We start from the raw sequence: 21,591 nt of genomic DNA on the forward strand, positions 1-21,591 counted from the left end.
CTTGATGCAAGCGGGCCTTAAGTCCGCCGCGAGGAATTACCCCCAGGAGACATATCCCATGAGGCCTATCGCGATCGGCTTGACCGCCGCCCTCGCGCTCGCCGCGCTTATCCCGGCCGCCGTCATTTCGGCGCCGAAGGAGAAGGAAAAGCCCGCCGCCGTGGACGCCAAGTCGCGCGAAGCCGGCATGAAGGCCGCTCCCGCGATCGCCCAGGCCGCCGGCGTCACCTGCACGGTCTCGGACGCCCGACTGGTCGGCTCCGACAAGAAGGCCGCCACCGACTACTACGAAGTCGCCTGTCAGGAAGGCCTGGGCTTCGCCCTGGTCGCCAAGAAGGACGCCACGCCGCAGAGCTACAGCTGCCTGGAGACCGGACAACCGGCCGCCGACGGCAAGCCCAGCTCGCTGAAGTGCATCCTGCCCGGCAACGCCGACCCCAAGGCCGGCCTGGCGCCGTACCTGGCCAAGTCCAACACCGCCTGCGACATCGAGAACGCCCGCGCCATCGGCGCCGGCGCCAAGAACACCTATTTCGAAGTCGCCTGTAAGGGCGGCTCGGGCTACATCGTCACCACCGCCAGCCCGGTCAATGTCGGCCAGGACGTGACGGTCAACAGCTGCCTGCTCTACGAGGAAGGCGCCAACGTCAGCTGCAAGCTGACCGACAAGGCCACCCTGCTGAACGTGGTCGACACGCTGAACACCGCCGCGGCCAAGAACTGCGTCGTCAAGGACAAGCGCTACGTCCTCAGCACCAAGACCGACAACTACTTCGAAGTCGTCTGCGAGGACGGCAAGGGCTACGTCTACCAGCAGACGGCGGCCACCGGCGCCTTCGCCCGCTCGATCGACTGCGCCCAGGCCGGCTTCGTCGGCGGCGGCTGCACCCTGAGCGACGCCGTGGCGGCCCAGACCGAACAGGCCGGCCTCTACACCAAGCTGTCGACCAAGGCCGGCTTCGACTGCAAGGTCGCGAAGTACGGCATGCTGCCCAGCCAGGATCCCCGCAAGGAGATCGTGGAAATGCAGTGCTCGAACCGTCCTGACGGCGGCATCGGCATCTTCACCGCCACCAGCAACACCGTCTACGACTGCGTCACCGCCGAACTGAACGGCTATCGCTGCAGCTTCACCAAGGCCGACGCGGTCTATCCGCGCCTGACCGGCGACCTGAAGGCCCTGGGCAAGGGCAGTTGCACCGTCTCGGGCTCGCGCGTCCTGGGCCAGACCCCGACCCAGGGCTTCGTCGAAGTCGCCTGCTCGGACGGCCTGCCCGGCTGGGTCATGGCCTATCCGCTGAACCAGGCCGCCCCCAAGGCGACCGAGGTGCTGTCGTGCCTGCAGGCCAAGGACATGAACGGCGGCTGCAAACTGCCGACCAACGTCAAGAAGAGCTGATCGGGCTTACGGCCTGAAACGGCGAAGCCCGCCGGGAGCGATCCCGGCGGGCTTTTTCTTGTCTTCAACGGTTGTGGCTAGACCCCCGCCCCGACCTTCTCCAGGCCCGTGGCCATCTGCTTCAGCCGCTTGTCCAGCTCGGCCATGGTGCGGTTCAGCGCGCCCTCGTCGTCGCGCCAGACCTGCAGGGTGCGGGCCCAGACCGCCGACATGGCCGTCAGGCGCGCGGGGCTGGCGTCGACGCCGGCGGCTTCCAGTATGGCGCGGGCGGTGCGGGGAAAGCGCAGGGCCGAGACCACCACGCTCTCCGACCGGCTGATGGCGACCAGGGCCGCGCGGTGCGGCTCCATGGCCTCGATCCGCGCCATGGCCGCGTCGAACAGGCGGTCGTGGGTGGAGGCGTCATCGGCCGAGACCGTGCCCAGGGCGGCGCGGTCGAACCGGGTCGCCAGGTGGTTCAGCACCGCCGTCTTGCCGTCGGCCCGGGCGTAGAGCTCGGCGAACGGGATCTCGGCTTTCAGGGCGATGTCGCGCAGACTGATCTGGGTCCAGGGCCGGTCGGCGGCCAGGGACAGGGCCGCGGCGGCGGCGCGATCGAGGATGTCTTCGGCGGCGGTCATGGAAGGGAAATGGCGGGTGCGGAAGGCGCTGACAAGAACCTTCGCCTAAGACACGGCTGGGGACAGGCACATGTGCCTGTCCCCGATCCGTTCAACCGCCCAGTTCCACCGACCGCTGCACCGCCGCCGCCAGCGCCTTGGGCAGCAGGTCGCCGAACCCGCCCTCGCCCATCAGCACCGAGAGGGCCGCGGCGGTGGTGCCGCCCGGCGAGGTGACCTGCTTGCGCAGTTCGGCCGGCTCCTCGCCGCCCTGGCCCAGCAGGGCGGCGGCGCCGACGATGGTGGCGCGGGCCAGCTGGGCCGAGGCGGCCGGGTCCAGCCCCTGGCCGGCGCCCGCCGCTTCCAGGGCCTCGATGAAGGCGTAGAGATAGGCCGGCGCCGAGCCCGAGACGGCGGTGGCCGCGTGCATCAGGTCCTCGTCGTCCAGGTCGACCACGGTGGCCACCGGCGCCAGCAGGGCGTGGGCGCGGGCGCGGGCATCCGCCGTGTCTGCATAGATGCTGGCCGTGCCCAGGCCGATGGCCACGGCGGTGGTGGGCATCACCCGGGCGACGGCGCGGCCGCCGAACGCTTCGGAAATGTCGGCGGCGCGCACCCCGGCGGCGATCGAGACGATCACCGCGTCGGGGGCCAGGTGCGGGACGACGTCGGCCACGGCCTGGCGCCAGATCTGCGGCTTGACCGCCAGCAGCACGGTCTTGGCGGCGGCGAGGGCCTCAAGGAGCGGATTGACGCTGGCGCCGGCGAAGGCGGCGGGATCGACATTGGGATCGCGGACGATCAGGTCGCCGGCCGAAAAGGCGCCCGCCTTGGCCCAGCCCTCGATCAGGGCCCCGCCCATGCGCCCAGCGCCGAGAAGGAGGATGGGGGTGGTCATGGGCGGCTCCGCTGAAGTCGAGGCGGCCTGCCTAGCAGGTCGCGCGCGGGACCGCATCCGCCAAGGCGGGAATGTGGAGGGGACCGCGGCCGGGGACATGCCCTTGCGGCGTGTCCCCATCAGCTAGCGCCGAGCCAGGGTTTGGGGACACGCCCAAGGGCATGTCCCCGGCTGCGTCAGGCCTGGCCGACGGTCTCGAACATGCAGGCGGCCATGGCCTCGTCCGGGGTCTTGGCGCCGTGCAGCAGGAAGTCGAAGGCCGGATAGAAGCGATCGGCCGCTTCCACGGCGGCGTCGATCATCGAGGCGGCCTGGGCCATGGTCGGGCGCTCGCCCGACGGCAGGGCCAGGGCGTGGCGGAACACCACCTCGCCGTCCTCGGTCCAGACCTCGAAGTGGCCCAGCCAGACGCGCTGGTTGATCATCGACAGCAGTTCGTAGGCGCTGGCGCGCTTGGTCTTGGTGGCGCGCAGGTCCAGCGACAGGCACAGCTGCAGGCAGTCGGCCTCGGGCCGCCAGGCGAACCAGAGTTCGTAGTCCTTCCAGTCGCCGGTCAGGGCGAAGGCCAGGTCGCCGTCCTCGGTGCGGTCGAAGGTGAGGTTCTCGGCCGCCAGGACGTGCTCGACGACCTCGAGCGGATCCATCGCCAGCAGGACGTCGTCTTCTTCCGGTTGGGTGTCCATTTGAACCTTTTGCCCCCGGGGAGAGACGGGTCGTGGGACCCGACCAAATCACCCACTCGGAGGACTCTAATCTGCTTCGCGGGCGGCGTCACAACCACCTTCACGTCGAAAGGGAACGAAACTCGCCTATTCGGCCGCGTTATCGCTACCCGGCGCCGCCTTCTTGGCCGGCGCTTTCCCCGTAGTCTTTTGGGCTTTCAGGGCCGCGACTTCCTCGCGCAGCGCCGCCACCTCGGCCTTCAGGGCCTCGAAATCGTCGCGCCGGATCAGGTCGAACTCGGCGGCCAGGCGGTCGGCCTGGGCCCGCATCGCGGTCTTGGCTTCCTCGCCGGCGGTCTGGGCGATGCCCATGGCGGCCTGGGTCAGCTTGGCGAATTCGTCGAGGAAGGGGTTTTGGCTGTGCATCGAGATTCCAGAACGCGGCGCGGTTTGCGCGTCGCTTATATGGGAAACGAGGGATGAAAGCGAAGAGGAAGCACGCTACAGGTGCGGCCTACTGTCCCGCCAGGAGCTGTTCGGCGTGATCTTTCCCGACATCGACCCCGTCGTCCACATCGGCCCCTGGGCCCTGCAATGGGGACCGCTGGCCCTGCGCTGGTACGCCCTGGCCTATGTGGCCGGCATCCTGCTGGGCTGGCGCTACGCGGTCCGGCTGGTGCGCGATCCCAAGCCGTGGGGCGGCCACAAGCCCACGGCCACGCCGCTGCAGATCGACGACCTGGTGCTGTGGATCACCCTGGGCATCATCCTGGGCGGGCGGATCGGCTACATCCTGTTCTACATGCTGGTGAACGACCAGCAGCGCGACGGCCTGCTCCAGCACCCCATGACCGCCTTCAAGATCTGGGAAGGCGGCATGTCGTTCCATGGCGGCTTCCTGGGCGTCTGCGCGGCGATCGTGCTGTTCGCCCGCCAGCAGAAGATCGACATCCTGAAGCTGGGCGACCTGGTGGCGCCGGTCGCGCCCATCGGCCTGTTCTTCGGCCGCTGCGCCAACTTCATCAACGGCGAGCTGTGGGGTCGGGTCACCGACCATCCGTTCGGCATGATCTTCTGCAACGACACCATCCGGGCCGCCAACCAGGGCCGCTGCCCGGCCGGTCCCGAGCCGCGCCATCCCAGCCAGCTGTACGAGGCGGCGCTGGAGGGCGTGCTGCTGTTCGTGATCCTGTGGCTGGCCGCCCACAAGCTGAAGTGGCTGCAGCGGCGGGGCGCGCTGTCGGCGACCTTCCTGATCGGCTACGGCGTCTTCCGCTTCTCGCTGGAGGGCGTGCGCAATCCCGACCACGGCATGCCCGACTTCCCGTTCGGCCTGACCATGGGGATGATGCTGTCGGCCCCGATGCTGCTGGTCGGCCTGTGGCTGCTGTGGCGCGCCCTGCGCGAGCCGGTCGCGCAGCAAGACGCCCTCGCGGAAGACCATGAGCCTGCTTGACCGCCTGCGGGCGCAGATCGCCCAGGACGGCCCGATCAGCGTCGCCGAGTACTTCACCCGCTGCCTGCACGACCCGCGCGACGGCTACTACGCCAATCGACCTTCGCTGGGGGAAACCGGCGACTTCCTCACCGCGCCGGGCGTCAGCCAGATGTTCGGCGAGATGATCGGCCTGTGGCTGCTGGAGACCTGGAACCGCATGGGCCGTCCCGCGCCGGTGCGGCTGGTCGAGATGGGCCCGGGCGACGGAACCCTGATGTCCGACATCCTGCGCGCCGGGCGGCTGATGCCCGAGTTCCTGGAGGCCGCCGACCTGTGGCTGGTCGAGGTCTCCCCGCCCCTGCGCGCGGCGCAAGGCCGGCGGCTGGCGGACGCCGCCCTGGCCCCGCGCTGGGCCGACCGCCTGGAGGCCGTGCCCGCCGGCGCGCCCCTGCTGCTGGTCGCCAACGAGCTGCTGGACTGCCTGCCGGCCCATCAGTTCGTGCGGACGCAAACCGGCTGGGCCGAGCGGGTGGTGGGGCTGGACGAGGCGGGTGAGCTGGCGTTCGGACTGCGGGCCATCCAGCCCAAATCCCCCCTCCCCCTTGATGGGGGAGGGGTCGGGGGTGGGGGTGTCCACGGCGGCGGACGACACGCGGGCCGCGCCATATCCGCAACCGCCTTCACCCCCATCCCCGGCCCTTCCCCCATCGAGGGGGAAGGGAGCTATCCCGTCGGATCCGTCGTCGAATCCTCGCCCGCCCAGGCCGCCCTGGGTTCGGAGATCGGCCACCGGGTCGCCCGCGACGGCGGGGCGGCGCTGCTGATCGACTATGGCCGCGACGCGCCCGGGCCGGGCGACACCCTCCAGGCCCTGAAGGCGCACGAAAAGGTCTCGCCCCTGGACCAGCCGGGCCAGGCCGACCTGACCGTCTGGGCCGACTTCCCCGCCGTGGCCGCCGCCGCGCGCGAGGCGGGCGCCGGGACGGGGCCCATCCTGTCGCAAGGCGCGTTCCTGCGAGACCTGGGGATCGAGGCCCGCGCCCAGGCGCTCGCGGCCAGTCGCCCCGACCAGGCCGACAAGCTGGCCAGGCAGCTTGATCGCCTGACCGGACCGGCGCAGATGGGTGAGCTGTTCAAGGTCGCCTGCCTGTTCGCCCCCGACCTTTCGCCTCCGCTCTTCGAGGACGTCTAGCGATGCACGACCTTCCCACCGTCCAGTCGCCGCTGCTGGCCGCCGTCGCCGGGGTCAAACACGCCTTCTTCACCCGCCAGGGCGGGGTCTCGACGGGGATCTATTCCAGCCTGAACGTCGGGCGCGGCAGCAAGGACGAGCCGGCCGACGTCGCCGAGAACCGCGCCCGGGCCGCGGCCTGGTTCGGGGCCGCGCCGGAAGACCTCAACACCTGTTTCCAGATCCACTCGACCATCGCCATCGTCGCCGATGGCTCGTGGGGCGACGCGCGGCCCGAGGGCGACGCGGTGGTGAGCAAGACGCCGGGCGTGGTCTGCGGCGCCCTGCACGCCGATTGCGCCCCGGTGCTGATCGCCGATCCGGTGGCCCGCATCGTGGCGGCCGCCCACGCCGGCTGGCGCGGGGCGCTGGACGGGGTGGTCCAGGCCGCCGTCGACCGGATGGTGACCCTGGGCGGCGATCCGGCCCGCATGGTGGCCGCCGTCGGCCCCTGCATCGGGCCCCGGTCCTACGAGGTGGGGCTGGAGTTCCTGCACCGCTTCGAGGCCGACAGCCCCGGCTCGGGCCGATTCTTCGCGCCCGGCGCGGCCGACGACAAGCGGATGTTCGACCTGCCGGCCTTCGTGCTGGATCGTCTGGACACGGCGGGCGTGGGCGCCCGCGAGTGGGTCGGCCACGACACCCGCGCCGAGCCGGACCTGTTCTTTTCCAACCGCAGGGCCTTCCTGGCCGGGGAGTCCGACTACGGACGACTTCTCTCGGCGATCGCGCTCGAGGCATGACCCCGAAACATCGCCAGAAGAATAACCACGATCAATCGAGACTCGGGGTTGTTCCGTCGCCCGAGACTGCTAGAAGCCCCGGCAACGGCGACACCCCTCCCCGAGACAAGACCATGAAGCTGCTGTCCGGCAACTCCAACCGCACCCTGGCCCAGGCCATCGCGGAATATCTCGACATGCCGCTGACCCGCGCCCAGGTGCGCCGGTTCGCCGACCTCGAGGTCTTCGTCACCATCGACGAGAACGTGCGGGGCGAGGACGTCTTCGTCATCCAGTCGACCAGCTATCCGGCCAACGACAACCTGATGGAGCTCTTGATCTGCATCGACGCGCTGAAGCGCGCGTCGGGCAAGCGGATCACGGCCGTGCTGCCCTACTTCGGTTACGCCCGCCAGGATCGGAAGACCGGCGGCCGCACCCCGATCTCGGCCAAGCTGGTGGCCAACCTGATCACCCGCTCGGGCGCCGACCGCGTCCTGACGATGGATCTGCACGCCGGCCAGATCCAGGGCTTCTTCGACATCCCGACCGACAACCTGCTGCCCTCGCGCCTGCTGGCCGACGACATCATCCGCAACTACCAGCTGGGCGACGACCTGATGGTGGTCTCGCCCGACGTCGGCGGGGTGGTGCGCGCCCGGGCCCTGGCCAAGCGCCTGAACGACGCCGACCTGGCCATCGTCGACAAGCGCCGCTCGGGCCCCGGCCAATCGGAAGTGATGAACATCATCGGCGACGTCTCGGGCCGCCGCTGCATCCTGTTCGACGACATCGCCGACTCGGCCGGCACCCTGTGCAACGCCGCCGCCGCCCTGATGGCCCACGGCGCCACCTCGGTCAGCGCCTATGTCACCCACGGGGTGCTGTCGGGCGCGGCCGCCGAGCGCGTGGCCAATTCGGTGCTGACCGAGCTGGTGGTCACCGACTCGATCGAGGCCTCCGACGTCGTCAAGGCCTGCCCCAAGATTCGCTACGTCTCGTGCGCCCCGCTGATCGGCGAGGCCATCCGCCGGATCGCCAACGAAGAATCGGTCTCCAAGCTGTTCGACTAAGGCGGTTCGCGCTCCCGAAGCGAAACAACCGTCACGGGAGCCGTCACAAAGCGTTTCGGCTTTTTGACGGCCACGCTTGTCAAGACGTGGTTAACGGGCTGACTGTCACAATCTCGCCCGCGCGCCAGTGCTATGGGCGGGCGTTCTATTTCATTGGGGATGTTCCGGGTATGCTTTCCACCACGCGTACGCGCGCCGCCTTGACGGCGCTGGCCGTGGCCGCCGCCAGCCTGCTGGCCAGCTGCGAGACGCCGCCGCCCCCGCCGCCGCCCGTCGTGGCCGCCCCGCCGGCTCCGCCGCCGATCACCCTGTCGTCCAGCATCGTCGAGAAGGCCAGCGCCTTCCGCGGCTACATGCAGCGGGCCGGCGCCATCGGCTCCACCTTCGAGAACGGCGACCAGATCCAGGCCTCGCTGAAGGTCGGCGTCGGCTACGAGCCCAAGCAGTTCCTGTCGGGCGCCACGGCCTATGCCGCCGTCCTGGCCCTGCAGGACCCCACCTATGTGGCCTCGGTGCGCGCCTTCGCCGCCGATCCGGCCCAGCGCCAGTCGGTGATCAACCAGATCATCGCCGACCCGGCCTATGTGGTCGCCTTCAAGGGCAGCGACACCGCCGCCGGCCGCATCATCGACACGCTCGGCGGTCAGGGGCTGAAGGTCTACACCGCCGGCAAGGCCGTGAAGCAGGCCGCCTACGACGTGCAGCGCGCCAAGTGGTCGACCCTGCCCGTGCTCGACCGCGACGGCCGCCTGGCCTACGCCAAGACCATGTCGGCCACCCCGGCCCTGGCCGACAGCGCCGACATGGACCAGCTGAAGCAGGCCTCGGTCGGCGGCGTTCCGCTGGTGGACGCCCCGCGCGCCGCCGCCCCGCCCTACAAGCCCCTGGTGATCCGCGGCATGGCCGTGGCCGCCCTGGCCGCCCTGGGCTACGCCGGCGACGACAAGCTGACCCTGATCGACCAGGTGATGGCCGAGCCGGCCAGCGCCATGTGCCTGAACATGGCCAAGCTGAACCTCTACCAGTGCCTGGCCGTGGCCAAGCCGCACTACGAGGACGTCTTCTGCCTGGGCCAGCACATCCTGATCGACACCGGCGCCTGCGTGATCAAGGCCGCCGGCGCCGAGATGCCCTACGAGCCGCCCCCGCCGCCCAAGCCCGAGCCGGCGGCCACCAAGAAGAAGCCGGTCGCCAAGAAGGCCCCGGCCAAGAAGAAGAGCTAGAACTCGTCCTTCTCCCCTTGCGGGAGAAGGTGTCAGCGAAGCTGACGGATGAGGGGTCGCACGGCGCCAGCCATGCGGCCCTTCTTCGTTTGGCGACGGAGAGACCCCTCATCCGACCTCCTTCGGAGGCCACCTTCTCCCGCAAGGGGAGAAGGGCGACCTTTGCGCCCGTTGCAACGGGCGGCCGTTCTGTGTATGAGGCGCGACCCAAAAACGTCGACCGGGCGAGACAATCCAGTCTTGTGCGGCGGCTCCGCATTTCGAGAGCATGGGGCTCTCCAGAGAGACAAGACATGGCCGAGATCATTCTCAACGTCGAACTTCGCGACCGCGCCGGCACCGGCGGTTCGCGCGAAACCCGCCGCCAGGGCAAGGTCCCGGGCGTGCTGTACGGCGGCGCCCAGGCGCCCGTGAACATCGCCGTGAAGACCAACGAATTCCGCAAGGCGCTCTACACCGGCAAGCTGCTGGGCCACCTGGTGACCCTGAAGTACGGCGAAGAGAAGCAATCGGTCATCGCCAAGGCCGTGCAGTTCCACCCCGTCACCGACGAGCCGCTGCACTTCGACCTGTACCGCGTCGACGAGCACCAGCTGATCAAGATCGAAGTGCCGGTGCACTTCAAGAACCACGAAACCTCGCCGGGCCTGAAGAAGGGCGGCACGCTGGAAGTCATCCGCCACACCGTCGAGCTGGCCTGCCCGGCCGACCAGATCCCGGAAGAGCTGGTCATCGACCTGGCCAAGCACGACCTGGGCGACGTGATCCGCATCTCGGAAGTGAAGCTGCCGGAAGGCGTGCGCCCGGCCCAGGACCGCGACTTCGTGATCGCCAACCTGAAGGCCTCGGCCTCGGCCCAGTCGGACGCCGGCGACACCACCGTCGAGGGCTAATCGCCCCTCGGTCGGGTGACCGAACCGATCTAAAGAGCGGGCGGGCCTTCGGGTCCGCCCGTTTTCGTTTGACCGCCCTTTTTCGTTCGAACTGTCGAGCACCAAGCGATGCTGATCCTCGCCGGCCTGGGCAATCCCGAGCCCAAGTACGAGAAGAACCGCCACAACGTCGGCTTCATGGCCGTCGACGCCCTGGCGCGGAAATGGGGCACGTCGCCCTGGCGCGCGCGCTTCCAGGGCCAGGCGTGCGAGGGCCAGGTGTCCACCCCCGACGGCCCGGTCAAGCTGCTGCTGCTCAAGCCGCGCACCTACTACAACGAAAGCGGCCGCGCGGTGGGCGAGGCCATGAAGTTCTTCAAGCTCAAGCCGACCGACGTGATCGTCTTCCACGACGAGATCGACATGGCCCCCGGCCGCTTCCGGATGAAGGCCGGCGGCGGCGCGGCCGGCAACAACGGCATCCGTTCGGTCACCAGCCAGATCGGCGACACGTTCCGCCGGGGCCGCATCGGCGTGGGCCATCCGGGCCACAAGGACGCGGTCATGCACTACGTGCTGGGCGACTTCCACAAGGTCGAGCACCAGTGGCTGGACCCGATGCTGGACGCCCTTTGCGACGCCCTGCCGTTCGCGGCGGCCGGCGACGACGAGCGCTATCAGGCCGAGGTGCTGCGCCTGGCCCCCGCCCCCAAGGCCGACCCTAAAAAAGCCGCGCGCCAGCCGGAGTAAGCCGACGATTGACGTATGCTCGCCCAGGGGACAAAGACCCAAGGTAGAGCTTGGAGTTTCCGATGTTTCCCGCCCTCGGCCTGTCGCTGATCTTCTCTATCGCGCTGTGCGTCCACGTGGTGCGCACGGGCCAGCAGATGTACTGGCTGATGATCATCCTGCTGTTCCAGCCGCTGGGCGGGATCGTCTATCTGCTGGCGATCATCGCGCCCGAGTTCCTGGGCGGGGCCAAGGCCCAGCGGGTCGGCAAGGCCGCGCGCGAGATCCTCGATCCTCAGCGCGAGTATCGGACCGCGACCCAGGCCGTCGACGACGCCCCCACCGTGGCCAACCGCGCGCGCCTGGCGGCGGCGGCCTCGGGCCTGGGCAAGCACGCCGAGGCCGAGCGGCTGTACGCCGAAGCGCTGCAGGGCCTGTACGCCGACGACCCGCAGCTGCTGCTGGGCCGGGCCAACGCCCTGATCGAGCTGGACCGCGCCGCCGAGGCCCTGCCGATCCTGGAGGGCCTCAGCGCCCAGTCGCCTGCCGCCCGCACGCCCAATGTCGCCCTGGCCATGGGCCGCGCCTATCACGCCCTGGGCCGCGACGCCGAGGCCGACACCGCCCTGCGCTGGGCCGCCGCCCACCTGCCCGGCTTCGAGGGCATGGCCCGCTACGCGGTGTTCCTGGCCAAGACCGGCCGCAAGGACGAGGCGCGCGACGCCCTGGTCGAGATCGACAAGCGCCTGGCCAAGACCCATTCCCACTTCCGCAAGGAAGCCCGCGCCTGGCGCGACCTGGCCGCGACGGCGGTGGGTTAGTCCCGCTCGCGCCCGTCGCCGATCAGCAGGTGGCCGACCCAGCTGACCAGCCCGACCACGATCGAGCCGAAGATCCCGGCCCACAGGCCGTCGACCACGAAGCCCTTCATCATCAGCCCGACCAGGCCCAGCATGGCGGCGTTGACGACGAACAGGAACAGACCCAGCGTCACCACCGTTAGGGGAAGGGTGAGCACGAAGACGATCGGCCGGACCACGGCGTTGACCACCCCCAGAAGGACCGCCGCGATCAGCAGGCTGGTCCAGCCGCCCGGAACCTCGATGCCCGGCACGATCTCGGACGCCAGCCACAGGCCGGCGGCGGCGATCAGGGCCCGGATGATAAGACGCAACATGAAAAGCCTCCTTGGGCGTCAAGCGCGACCATTAGATGAGCATGCGCCGCGCCCCGGCAAGGCCGTGCGCCGACTTGCGTCGACCATCCGACAGTGAACATGTTCGTTCAAAGTTATGATACCAACCTCGGCCTTGGCCCGCGGGAACCCACGCCCTGATGACATCGCCGATCCTCGACTCTCCGCGCGCGGCCACCAGGCACCGGCATGACGGGCTGGAGGCGTTCGCCCGGATCGAAGCCTGGATGCGCGCGGCATGAATTTCCAGCTCCCCACCCAGGACCAGATCGACGGCTGCGACCGCGAGCCGATCCACATTCCCGGCGCCATCCAGCCGCACGGCGTGCTGCTGGTCCTGGACCGCGACACCCTGGAGGTTCGCCACGCCGCCGGCGACGTGGCGGGCGTGCTGTCGGTCGAGACCTGGATCGGCAGCGCCATCGGCGCGGTGCTGGACGACCGCCTGGCCCGGCGCATCGCCGCCCTGACCGCCTCCAGCGCGACCGGCGGCTTCGTCGGCACCCTTCCCGCACGCGGGCGCAACCTGGACGTCAGCGTCAGCTACCAGGGCGACAAGGTGCTGCTCGAGGTCGAGCCGGGCCTGGAACAGCCCCTGGCCGGCTCGCAGATCCTGGGCCAGCTGGAGGCCGCCGCCGCAGCCTTCGAACGCTGCGCGGGCCTGCAGGCCCTCTACGACCGCGCGGCCCTGGAGTTCCGCCACCTGACCGGCTTCGACCGGGTGATGATCTACCGCTTCGGCGAGGACGACGCCGGCCAGGTGGTGGCCGAGAGCCGCGCCCCGCACGTGGCCGGCTTCCTCAATCACCACTTCCCCGCTTCCGACATCCCCAAGCAGGCCCGCGCCCTCTATGTGCGCAACTTGGTGCGGGTGATCCCGGAGTCCAACTACGTCCCCGCCCCGCTGCTGCCGCCGCTGGACGCGCCGCTGGACATGAGCGACTGCGCCCTGCGCAGCGTCTCGCCCGTGCACCTGCAGTACCTGCGCAACATGGGCGTCACCGCCTCGGCCTCGGTGTCGATCGTCAAGGACGGACGGCTGTGGGGCCTGGTGGCCTGCCACCACGAGATCCCGCGCCTGCTGCCCTACGACATTCGCGCCGCCTGCCGCGCCCTGGCCGGCGGCCTGTCGCGCCAGATCCGCGCCAAGGAAGAGGCCGAGAGCTATCGCGAGCGCCTGCGCCTGCGGTCGCTGGGCGACGACCTGGTCGACGCCCTGGGGCGGTCCGACACCGGCGACCTGGCGCTGGAGGAGCATGCTCGCGACCTGCTGCGCCTGGGCGACGCCGACGGGGTGGCGGTGTTCCGCAACGACGGCGTGGAGACGGCCGGCAAGCCGCCGGCGCCCGAAGCCCTGTCGCGGCTGCGCGACTGGCTGCTGGAGGCCGAGGCCGGCGGCGCGCCGTCCACCGACCAGGCCGGCGCGGTCCTGCCCGAGATGGAGCCGCACCCGCTGGCGGCCGGGCTGATGGGGGTGGTGATCGAGCGCGCCCCGCTGCTGGCGATCCTGTGGACCCGGGCCGAGCAGGTGGAGACCGTGCGCTGGGCCGGCGAGCCGGTGAAGGCCACGGGGCCGGACGGGGTGCTGACCCCGCGCGCCTCGTTCGACGCCTGGACCCAGACCGTGCGCGGCCGCTCGCGCCCCTGGACCGCCGCCGAGACCGGCGCGGCCCTGCGCCTGCGCGACGAGCTCCTGGAACTGCGCCGCGCCCGCCGCACCGCCGAGCTGAACAGCCACCTGCGCGCCACCCTGCAGGACAAGGACGACCTGCTGCGCCAGAAGGATTTCCTGCTGCGCGAGGTGAACCACCGGGTGCAGAACAGCCTGGCCCTGGCCGCCAGCTTCCTGACCATCCAGATGAAGTCCATCGAGGACCCCGCCGCCCGGGGACCGCTGGAGGAGGCCAGCCGCCGCCTGACCGCCGTGGGCCTGGTCCACCGCCGGCTCTATCGCGGCGACCAGTTGGAGACCGTGGCCCTGGACCGCTACCTGGTCGAGCTGGCCGAGGAGATGACCGGCACGCTGGATCCCGAATGGGCGCGCCATGTGCGGGTCGAGGCCGCCCCCGTCACCGTGTCCACCGACAAGGCGGTGATCATCGGCCTGATCGTCACCGAGCTGTTCATCAACGCGGTGAAGTACGCCTATCGCGGCAAGCCCGGCCGGCTGGACATCGGCCTGGTCGAGGACGGCGAGGGCATGCGCCTGATCGTCGCCGACCAGGGCGGCGGCAAGCAGGGTCCCCGCGTCGGCTTCGGCAGCAAGATGATGGACGCCCTGGTTCGCCAGATGGGCGGAACCCTGGCCTATCGCGACAACGCCCCCGGCGTGCGGGCCGAGCTTTCCGTCGCGGCCTTATAGATTTTTAGGCTTGCGGTTTTGAGAATGAACGTTCATTCTCACTTTGTCTTCGAGGTCACTCGAAGGCGGTTTCGTCCAATACCCGAGCCGGGTTGTCGGACATTACAAATGCGTTACCCGCTCTTACCTTCGCTGTGACGCGTTCCTATCTCACCAATCTGGTGGGGGTGATGGCGCGCGAAACGACGGGCGGATCCGCACCAAGGGGATAGTTTTCCATGGCCGTGAATTCTCTATCGGTGATGTCGCCGGACGGCGGCCTGTCGCGTTACCTCACCGAGATCCGCAAGTTCCCCATGCTGGCCAAGGACGAGGAGTTCATGCTCGCCCAGCGCTGGAAGGAACACCAGGACAGCGAAGCCGCCCACAAGATGGTGACGAGCCATCTGCGTCTCGTGGCCAAGATCGCCATGGGTTATCGCGGCTACGGCCTGCCGATCGGCGAGGTGATCTCCGAGGGCAATGTCGGCCTGATGCAGGCCGTCAAGAAGTTCGAGCCCGACAAGGGCTTCCGCCTGGCCACCTACGCCATGTGGTGGATCCGCGCCTCGATCCAGGAGTACATCCTGCGCTCGTGGTCGCTGGTGAAGATGGGCACGACCGCCGCGCAGAAGAAGCTGTTCTTCAACCTGCGCAAGGCCAAGAGCCAGATCAGCGCCTTCGAGGACGGCGATCTGCGCCCCGAGCAGGTCAGCGCCATCGCCACCAAGCTGGGCGTGCTGGACAGCGAGGTCATCTCGATGAACCGCCGCCTGTCGGGCCCCGACGCCTCGCTGAACGCGCCCCTGCGCGTGGACGGCGAAAGCGAGTGGCAGGACTGGCTGGCCGACGAGGATCAGGTCTCGCAAGAGACGGTCGTCGCCGAGAACGAAGAGAAGTCCCTGCGGATGACGCTTCTGGAAGAGGCCATGGTCGAGCTCACCGACCGCGAGCGCCACATCCTGACCGAGCGTCGCCTGAAGGACGACCCCACCACCCTGGAAGACCTGGCCTCGCAATACGGCGTCAGCCGCGAGCGGGTCCGCCAGATCGAGGTGCGGGCCTTCGAGAAGCTGCAGAAGTCGATGCGCGAAGCCGCCATCGCCAAGAACATGGTCGAGGCCTAAAAGCCTTCCGACCCTGAATGACTGGAGCGCCCCGGATCGAAAGGTCCGGGGCGTTTTTCGATGACCGATCTTCCTCAATTGCTGCTCCTGCCCGGCCTGCTCAACGACGCCGAGCTGTGGCGCGACCAGGTCTCCGGCCTCTCGGACGTCGCCCGCTGCCACGTGCCCGACCTGACGCGCGGCGAGAGCATCCGTGCGCTGGCGCAGCAGGTGCTGGAGGAGGCCGAGCCGAGTTTCGCCCTGGCCGGCTTCTCGATGGGCGGCTACGTGGCCCAGGAGATCGCCCGGCTCGCGCCCGAACGCATCCAGCGCCTGGCCTTGATCGACACCGCCCTCCGCGTCGACACCCCCGAACGCGCCGCCCAGCGCCGGGCGACCAACGCCGCGGCCCAGCGCCCCGGAGCGTTCCTGGGCATCGCCGACCGGCTGATGGCCGCCTATGTCGATCCCTCGCGGCTCGAAGACAAGGACCTGACCGGCCGCATCCAGGCCATGACCCAGCGCCTGGGCCGCGAGGTCTTCGTGCGCCAGAACAGCCTACCGCGCGAGGACGGCGCGGCCGCCCTGCGGGCCCTCTCCTGCCCCATCGTCATCGTCTGCGGCGAGCACGACGCCATCACGCCTCTGGCCGGCCAGTACGAGATGGCCAAGGCCATCGGCTGCTCGCACCTGGTGGTGATTCCGAACGCCGGCCACATGACGCCGATGGAGGCGCCGGGCGCGGTCAACGGCGCCCTGCGCCACTGGCTGACGCGCGCGGCTTGACGCCCCGCCGCCGGCCGCCTACCGCTGGAGCCGTTCCCGTGGGGCGCATCGGCGACCGCCGAAAGGGCTAGGCCCGCCCGCTGAAACCTCAGCCGGAATGCGCCCATGCCCACGCTCGACACCTATCGCAAACACGCCAAGCTGCTGCTCCGCCGTCATGGCGAGGGCGACTATTCGATCGGCGAGCGGCTGCGCCGCCTGCCCCGCTACCGCGACCTGACCGACCGCCAGGTGCTGGACCTGCCCTTCACCCTGGCCCTGGCCCAGGAGATCGTCGCCGTCGAGGCCGGCCACGCCGACTGGGCGGCGCTGAAGGCCGCCAGCGCCGACGCGCCCAAGACCCCGCGCCCGCCAGCGGGGCCGCCGGTGCTGCGGACGGTCACCCCGATCCTGCTGGTGCGCGACGTCGCCGCCAGCGCGGACTTCTTCCGCGACATGCTGGGCTTCCAGGTCGACTTCCTGCACGGCGCCCCGCCGTTCTACGGCGCGGTGTCGCGCGACGGGGTCTGCCTGCACCTGCGCTTCGTCCACCAGCCCGTCTTCGCCCAGGCCGCGGCCGTGGAGACGTCCCTGATCCTGGCCACCATCGAGGTCTCGAACGTGCAGGGCCTGTTCGAGGAGTTGAAGGTTCGAGGCGCCCTGTTCAGCCAGACCCTGGTGAAGCAGCTGTGGGGCGGGACCGATTTCCACGTCCGCGATCCCGACGGCAACGTCCTGTCCTTCGTCTCGTTCGACTAGGTCGGCGAGGACGGATCGCTAAATTTCAGCTGTCATCCCGGCCGAAGAGCCGGGACCGACGCGTGAACTCAGCGCTCCACGTCGGTCCCGGATCAGCGCGCTACGCGCTTGTCCGGGATGACAGTTGAATGGCCCCTACAGCTTCAGCGCCTTCTTCACCGCCCGCCAGTCGACCAGCTTGAAGTTCTGGCGCTCGCGGGTGGTGGAGGCCGCCTCGCCGTCGACGTCGACATCGTCCTGCATGACCACCAGCCCCTCGGCATAGGGACCGACTTGGCCGCCCAGGGCCGCCACGCCGTCGGTGCCGGTCACCCCGTCCACGCCGTTGGCCGCCACCACCGAGAAGCGCCCAGCATAGACAGGCTGCGCACCGTCCACGCGCCAGACGGCGAAGGCGCTGTCGCCCTGGCTGGAGGCGATCAGCCAGGTCTTGGCGCCCTCGCGCAGCAGGGTCAGGCCCTCCACGTCGGGCTTGAGCATGTCGGACGGCGCCCCGGCCACCAGGGTGCGGGCAGCGCCCTTGGCGGGATCCAGGTCGTAGCGCCAGATGCCCTTGGCCTCCTCGCCGATGTAGAGCACGCCCTTGGCGTCGTCGACGACGCAGCCCTCGGTCTGGCTGCCGACCGCGAAGCGCTGCTGCTCGGTGGCCACCGGCTTGCCGTCGGCGCCGACGGCGACGCGCAGTTGCCGGACCTGGCCGTCCGTGCCGTCGACGATCACGACGAAGTCCTGGCCGCGACGGCCCACGCACAGGCCGTAGGGCTCGGCCAGGTCCAGGGGCGCCAGGCCCCACGGCTCGACCTTCAGGGTGGCCGGATCCATCAGATAGAGGGCCGCGCCCATCCGGCCGCGATCGCTGGCCGCGACCAGCACCCGCTCGCCCTTGGCCGTGGCCAATCCGCCACGCAGGTCGACATTGTTCAGCTTGCCGTCGGGAATGAAGCCCGTGACCTTCCCGCTCAGATCGTACGTGTACAGACCAGCCTGCTTGTCGGTGCCGAAGATCACCACGCGCGAGGGGTCCTTGGGGTCGACCCAGATTTCCGGGTCGTCAGCCGCGTCCGCGCGCTGTGTGGCTACCGATTGGGTCTCTCCGGCTGCGGGTACGGGCGTGCCGACGCCGACCAGCATCTTGTCGGAATCCGATTTCGCCTCCGGATCGGGCGCGCCACAGGCGGCCAGAAGGAGAGAAATTCCAACCGTTGTCACAAAACAGAGATAAAAACGTCGAAGAAACATCACTGGCCCCAGGTTCGTGGCGAATTTATGCCCCGCCGCGTGAAATCACGTGCGAACGGCCACGTCAACGGCCGCGCCGATGACCGGGGGTACCTTATGAAGAAGACCGCACTGTTCGCGCTGGTCGCGCTCGCGCCCATCGCCTTGGCCGCCGCGGCCCAGGCCGCCGAGGTCGATGCGCCCATCGCCACGGCCGCGCCCGTGCTGGACGAACCGACCCTGGCGTCGGAACTGGTCGTCCAGGCCAAGATCGCCTACCGCAACCGCTCCGACGAAGCCGCTCCGGTCCTGAACTACGACCTGGACTACTTCCAGCGCTTCGAGCCGCTGACCGCCGGCGACGCCCTCAAGCGCGTGCCCAGCGTGGCCTTCCTGTCGGACGTTCTGGAATCGGACGGCGTGCGCCTGCGCGGCCTCGACCCGGCCTACACCCAGATCCTGATCAACGGCGAGAAGGTGCCGGGCGCCGGTTCGGGCTCGGGCGCGTTCGGCTCGGGCGCCGACTCGGCCTTCTTTGTGGACCGCATCCCCGCCGAGCTGATCGACCGCATCGAGATCTATCGCGGCGCCTCGGCCAACCGTAGCGGCGATGCCGTGGCCGGCGCGCTGAACATCGTGCTGCGCGACTCCTACGCCCTGGACGGCGGCTTCGTGCGCGTCGGCGCCCTGCGCTTCGACGACAGCAAGGTGCGCGGCACCGTGGGCGGCGTCTGGGGCGGCCAGGTCGGCCCCGGCCGCCTGCTGATCGGCGCCAACGTGCAGGGCCGCCGCAACCCCAAGAACAAGTTCAGCTATCGCTATGACGAGCCGGGCGCGCCGATCAACAACAGCGAGGTCCAGACCGACGTCCGCAACGGCACCGACTACTCGTTCAACACCAGCTACCAGACCCCGCTGGCCGGCGGCGAACTGGACCTGAGCGGCTTCTACGTCCACACCGACCGCTACCAGGACGAGGACTCGATCGAGTACAACGAGGACATCCGCGACGACGCCCACCTGAGCACGGTCAACGACAACGACGTCGACATCGAGCAGGACAGCTACTCGATCAACGGCAAGTACAAGCACGACATGTTCGGCGGCTCCACCAGCCTGAAGCTGGGCTTCGCCTCGTTCAAGAACAAGGAAGCCGAGTTCGAGGACGAGACCGAATATCTGCGCGACGCCACCCCCTATCCGGACGGCGACCGCATCACCCGCGACAAGTCCAAGACCGACCTGGAAGACACCGAGTTCTCGGCCAAGCTGGAGCACAAGCGCGACCTCTCCGAGGGCGTGACCCTGCAGTTCGGCGTGCAGTACGAGAAGAAAGAGCGCGACCTGCTGGTCACCGAGGTTCCGCGCAACCGCTACAACCTGCCCAACGCCAGCCCGCCGGCCTTCGGTCCGTACGAAGTGATCGACGGCGGCGACGCCTCGTTCGAACAGACCCGCCTGGATCCGTACGTGATGCTGAACGGCAAGTCGGGCGCGGTGAAGTGGGAAGCGGGCCTGCGCTACGAGACCACCGAGGTCACGCTGGAGGACCGCACCGTCCCCTCGACCACCGACATCGACTACAACTTCCTGCTGCCCTCGGCCTCGCTGCGCTACAACGTGACCGACGACGACCAGATCTATGTCTCGGGCGCGCGCACCATCCGCCGCCCCAGCTTCGACTACCTGTCGCCGGCCCTGCTGACCGCCGAGCTGGGCGACAACGACTTCATCGGCAATCCCGAGCTGAAGCCGGAAAGCGCCTGGGGCCTGGACGTGGGCTATGAGCGCCGCCTGGGCAAGTCGGGCGTGGCCGGGGTCAACGTCTTCTACCGCAAGGTCAAGGACCTGATCGAACTGACCAACACCGGCGCGGAAGGCGACGAGGGTCCCGGCACCTTCGTCTACTCGGCCCGCAACACCGGCGACGGCAAGGTCTGGGGCGTGGAGTTCGACCTGTCGACGCCGCTGACCGTCATCGGCCTGGAAAACACCGGCGTGTTCCTGAACTACTCGTGGCTGGACAGCGACGTGAACGACGAGTTCGGCTCGCGCAAGTTCAACAGCCAGTCCGACTACGTGCTGAACGTCGGCCTGATCCAGGACGTCCCCACCTGGGGCGCCTCGTTCGGCGTCACCTACCGCAAGCAGGGCGAGGCCTATAGCCGCGTCGTGGGCGAGGAAGTGACCACCACCTACGGCGGCGACCTGGAAATCTTCCTCGAAAAGCGGATCGGCAAGGACCTGACGATCCGCCTGACCGGCTCCAACCTGCTGGACAGCAAGAAGGAAGAGACCTTCAACAAGTTCACCACCATCGAAGACCAGAACGACCGGAACTTCGACGAGTACGAACTGGAGCGCGAGAACGCCGGTCCGGTGTTCCAGCTGATCGCCCGCATGGCGTTCTAAGGAACGCCACCGCGCGAAACGACGAAGGGCGGCGTCTCGCGACGCCGCCCTTTTTCGTGTCCGGTCTTCGGATCGATCAGGCCGCGCCGCGACCGCCGTCGTCGTCGGCCGCCATGAAGCCCAGCAGGCCGTCGATGCGCTTGAGCAGCTCGGCGCGGCCCATGCCGCCGGTGGTGACGGCCTCCAGGGCGTTGGCCGCCTCGACCAGGCGCGCGTCCTTGACCGCCTCGCCCACCTTCTTCAGCTCCACCGCCTGGGCGGTGAGGGCGCGGCGGGCCTGGGCCGGATCGGTGTCCAGGGCCTGGGCCGCCGACTTGACGATGCGCAGGGCCTGGGAGAGGCGCGCGGCGGGCGTGCCGGCCGCGTCGGCCTTGCGCTTGCGCGGACCCTTGTATTCGGCCGAGTTGAAGCGGCGGCGGTCGGGACCGACATATTGCACCGCCTCGACCCAGTCGCGGGGCTTCAGGGTCACGGCCTGCAGGCGAAGCTCCAGATCCTTGATCGTGAACGGCTTTCGCATGAACTCGTGGATGCCCGCGTCACGCGCGCCGAAGATCGCCTCGGCCGTCGCTTCGGCCGTGCACATGATGATCGGGTTCTCGCGGCAGGCCAGGTCGCTGCGACGGATCTTGCGGGCCAGGGCCAGGCCGTCGACGCCGGCCGAGGCGTGCTCGACGAAGACCAGCAGCGGATCGACGGTGCGGGCCATCGACCAGCCGGCCTCGATCGAGGTGGCGTGGAAGACCTGGATGTTGCCGACGTGGCGCAGCTGGTCGCTCAGCAGCCGCACGGCCGCGGTGTTCGGGTCGACGACCAGCACGCGCTGCATCTTCGCCGCGATACGCTGCAAGGTGCGGGGATTGCCGTCGAACACGAGACCCGGGAGCTCCAACTCTGACTCGCCGCCATCCTAACGCGGCGATGGTAAAAAACCGCTTATGCCGTCGCG

At 69.3% G+C, this 21,591-nt stretch carries 21 protein-coding genes; 14 read left to right on the forward strand and 7 right to left on the reverse strand.

Annotation, left to right across the window (positions count from 1 at the left end; translation table 11 throughout):
* Positions 1 to 58: 58 nt before the first annotated feature.
* Positions 59 to 1,399: a hypothetical protein gene (locus AC07OA_RS18815; RefSeq protein ID WP_494665350.1), complete on the forward strand. Its 1,341-nt coding sequence runs from the start codon at positions 59 to 61 to the stop codon at positions 1,397 to 1,399.
* Between the two features lie 77 nt (positions 1,400 to 1,476).
* Here the strand turns inward: AC07OA_RS18815 and AC07OA_RS18820 are convergent, their stop codons facing one another.
* From AC07OA_RS18820 to AC07OA_RS18835, 4 genes are all read right to left on the reverse strand, one after another.
* Positions 1,477 to 2,019, reverse strand: coding sequence for a TetR family transcriptional regulator (locus tag AC07OA_RS18820; protein WP_494665351.1), 543 nt, complete (start codon positions 2,017 to 2,019; stop codon positions 1,477 to 1,479).
* Positions 2,020 to 2,110: 91 nt separating this feature from the next.
* On the reverse strand, positions 2,111 to 2,896 hold the full coding sequence (proC, locus tag AC07OA_RS18825; protein WP_494665352.1) for a pyrroline-5-carboxylate reductase: 786 nt from the start codon (positions 2,894 to 2,896) through the stop codon (positions 2,111 to 2,113).
* Positions 2,897 to 3,072: 176 nt separating this feature from the next.
* A complete protein-coding gene (locus AC07OA_RS18830; protein ID WP_494665353.1) occupies positions 3,073 to 3,579 on the reverse strand; it encodes a type III secretion system chaperone family protein in 507 nt (168 codons plus the stop codon).
* A gap of 126 nt (positions 3,580 to 3,705) precedes the next feature.
* A complete protein-coding gene (locus tag AC07OA_RS18835; protein ID WP_494665354.1) occupies positions 3,706 to 3,984 on the reverse strand; it encodes an accessory factor UbiK family protein in 279 nt (92 codons plus the stop codon).
* A 115-nt stretch (positions 3,985 to 4,099) separates the two neighbouring features.
* Between AC07OA_RS18835 and lgt the strand changes: the two genes are divergently transcribed.
* From lgt to AC07OA_RS18875, 8 genes are all read left to right on the forward strand, one after another.
* On the forward strand, positions 4,100 to 5,014 hold the full coding sequence (gene lgt / locus AC07OA_RS18840; RefSeq protein ID WP_494665355.1) for a prolipoprotein diacylglyceryl transferase: 915 nt from the start codon (positions 4,100 to 4,102) through the stop codon (positions 5,012 to 5,014).
* Complete coding sequence (locus AC07OA_RS18845; RefSeq protein WP_494665356.1) at positions 5,001 to 6,188, forward strand: class I SAM-dependent methyltransferase; 1,188 nt, start codon at positions 5,001 to 5,003, stop codon at positions 6,186 to 6,188. Before lgt ends, AC07OA_RS18845 begins: the two co-directional genes overlap by 14 nt.
* A gap of 2 nt (positions 6,189 to 6,190) precedes the next feature.
* Positions 6,191 to 6,970 carry a peptidoglycan editing factor PgeF gene (pgeF, locus tag AC07OA_RS18850; RefSeq protein WP_494665357.1) on the forward strand — a complete coding sequence of 260 codons (780 nt, stop codon included), beginning with the start codon at positions 6,191 to 6,193 and terminating at the stop codon, positions 6,968 to 6,970.
* Between the two features lie 113 nt (positions 6,971 to 7,083).
* Positions 7,084 to 8,022, forward strand: a complete 939-nt coding sequence (locus AC07OA_RS18855; protein WP_494665358.1) for a ribose-phosphate pyrophosphokinase — start codon at positions 7,084 to 7,086, stop codon at positions 8,020 to 8,022.
* A gap of 170 nt (positions 8,023 to 8,192) precedes the next feature.
* Positions 8,193 to 9,245, forward strand: coding sequence for a hypothetical protein (locus AC07OA_RS18860; RefSeq protein WP_494665359.1), 1,053 nt, complete (start codon positions 8,193 to 8,195; stop codon positions 9,243 to 9,245).
* Positions 9,246 to 9,538: 293 nt separating this feature from the next.
* Positions 9,539 to 10,138 (forward strand): 50S ribosomal protein L25/general stress protein Ctc, encoded by a 600-nt coding sequence (locus tag AC07OA_RS18865; protein ID WP_494665360.1) that lies wholly within the window; start codon positions 9,539 to 9,541, stop codon positions 10,136 to 10,138.
* Between the two features lie 108 nt (positions 10,139 to 10,246).
* Positions 10,247 to 10,867, forward strand: a complete 621-nt coding sequence (gene pth, locus AC07OA_RS18870) for an aminoacyl-tRNA hydrolase (RefSeq protein ID WP_494665361.1) — start codon at positions 10,247 to 10,249, stop codon at positions 10,865 to 10,867.
* Between the two features lie 62 nt (positions 10,868 to 10,929).
* Positions 10,930 to 11,667 (forward strand): tetratricopeptide repeat protein, encoded by a 738-nt coding sequence (locus tag AC07OA_RS18875; protein ID WP_494665362.1) that lies wholly within the window; start codon positions 10,930 to 10,932, stop codon positions 11,665 to 11,667.
* Here the strand turns inward: AC07OA_RS18875 and AC07OA_RS18880 are convergent.
* Positions 11,664 to 12,023, reverse strand: a complete 360-nt coding sequence (locus AC07OA_RS18880; RefSeq protein WP_494665363.1) for a phage holin family protein — start codon at positions 12,021 to 12,023, stop codon at positions 11,664 to 11,666. The genes AC07OA_RS18875 and AC07OA_RS18880 overlap by 4 nt on opposite strands.
* Before the next feature lie 256 nt (positions 12,024 to 12,279).
* Here AC07OA_RS18880 and AC07OA_RS18885 point away from each other — a divergent pair, with 256 nt between their 5' ends.
* The 4 genes from AC07OA_RS18885 (at position 12,280) to AC07OA_RS18900 (ending at position 17,012) form a co-directional block, all read left to right on the forward strand.
* A complete protein-coding gene (locus tag AC07OA_RS18885) occupies positions 12,280 to 14,403 on the forward strand; it encodes a histidine kinase dimerization/phosphoacceptor domain -containing protein (protein WP_494665364.1) in 2,124 nt (707 codons plus the stop codon).
* Positions 14,404 to 14,621: 218 nt separating this feature from the next.
* Complete coding sequence (gene rpoH, locus AC07OA_RS18890; RefSeq protein WP_494665365.1) at positions 14,622 to 15,509, forward strand: RNA polymerase sigma factor RpoH; 888 nt, start codon at positions 14,622 to 14,624, stop codon at positions 15,507 to 15,509.
* Between the two features lie 60 nt (positions 15,510 to 15,569).
* Complete coding sequence (locus AC07OA_RS18895; protein ID WP_494665366.1) at positions 15,570 to 16,274, forward strand: alpha/beta fold hydrolase; 705 nt, start codon at positions 15,570 to 15,572, stop codon at positions 16,272 to 16,274.
* A gap of 105 nt (positions 16,275 to 16,379) precedes the next feature.
* Positions 16,380 to 17,012, forward strand: coding sequence for a glyoxalase superfamily protein (locus tag AC07OA_RS18900; RefSeq protein ID WP_494665367.1), 633 nt, complete (start codon positions 16,380 to 16,382; stop codon positions 17,010 to 17,012).
* 135 nt (positions 17,013 to 17,147) lie between these two features.
* Here AC07OA_RS18900 and AC07OA_RS18905 read toward each other — a convergent pair whose 3' ends face one another.
* Positions 17,148 to 18,143 (reverse strand): phytase, encoded by a 996-nt coding sequence (locus AC07OA_RS18905; protein ID WP_494665368.1) that lies wholly within the window; start codon positions 18,141 to 18,143, stop codon positions 17,148 to 17,150.
* 204 nt (positions 18,144 to 18,347) lie between these two features.
* On the opposite strand from AC07OA_RS18905, the gene AC07OA_RS18910 reads away from it, so the two are divergent.
* Positions 18,348 to 20,642, forward strand: coding sequence for a TonB-dependent receptor plug domain-containing protein (locus AC07OA_RS18910; protein ID WP_494665369.1), 2,295 nt, complete (start codon positions 18,348 to 18,350; stop codon positions 20,640 to 20,642).
* A gap of 76 nt (positions 20,643 to 20,718) precedes the next feature.
* Here AC07OA_RS18910 and AC07OA_RS18915 read toward each other — a convergent pair whose 3' ends face one another.
* On the reverse strand, positions 20,719 to 21,516 hold the full coding sequence (locus tag AC07OA_RS18915) for a response regulator transcription factor (protein ID WP_494665613.1): 798 nt from the start codon (positions 21,514 to 21,516) through the stop codon (positions 20,719 to 20,721).
* Between the last annotated feature and the right edge of the window lie 75 nt (positions 21,517 to 21,591).

Source organism: Caulobacter sp. GW821-FHT09B08, assembly GCF_059418225.1.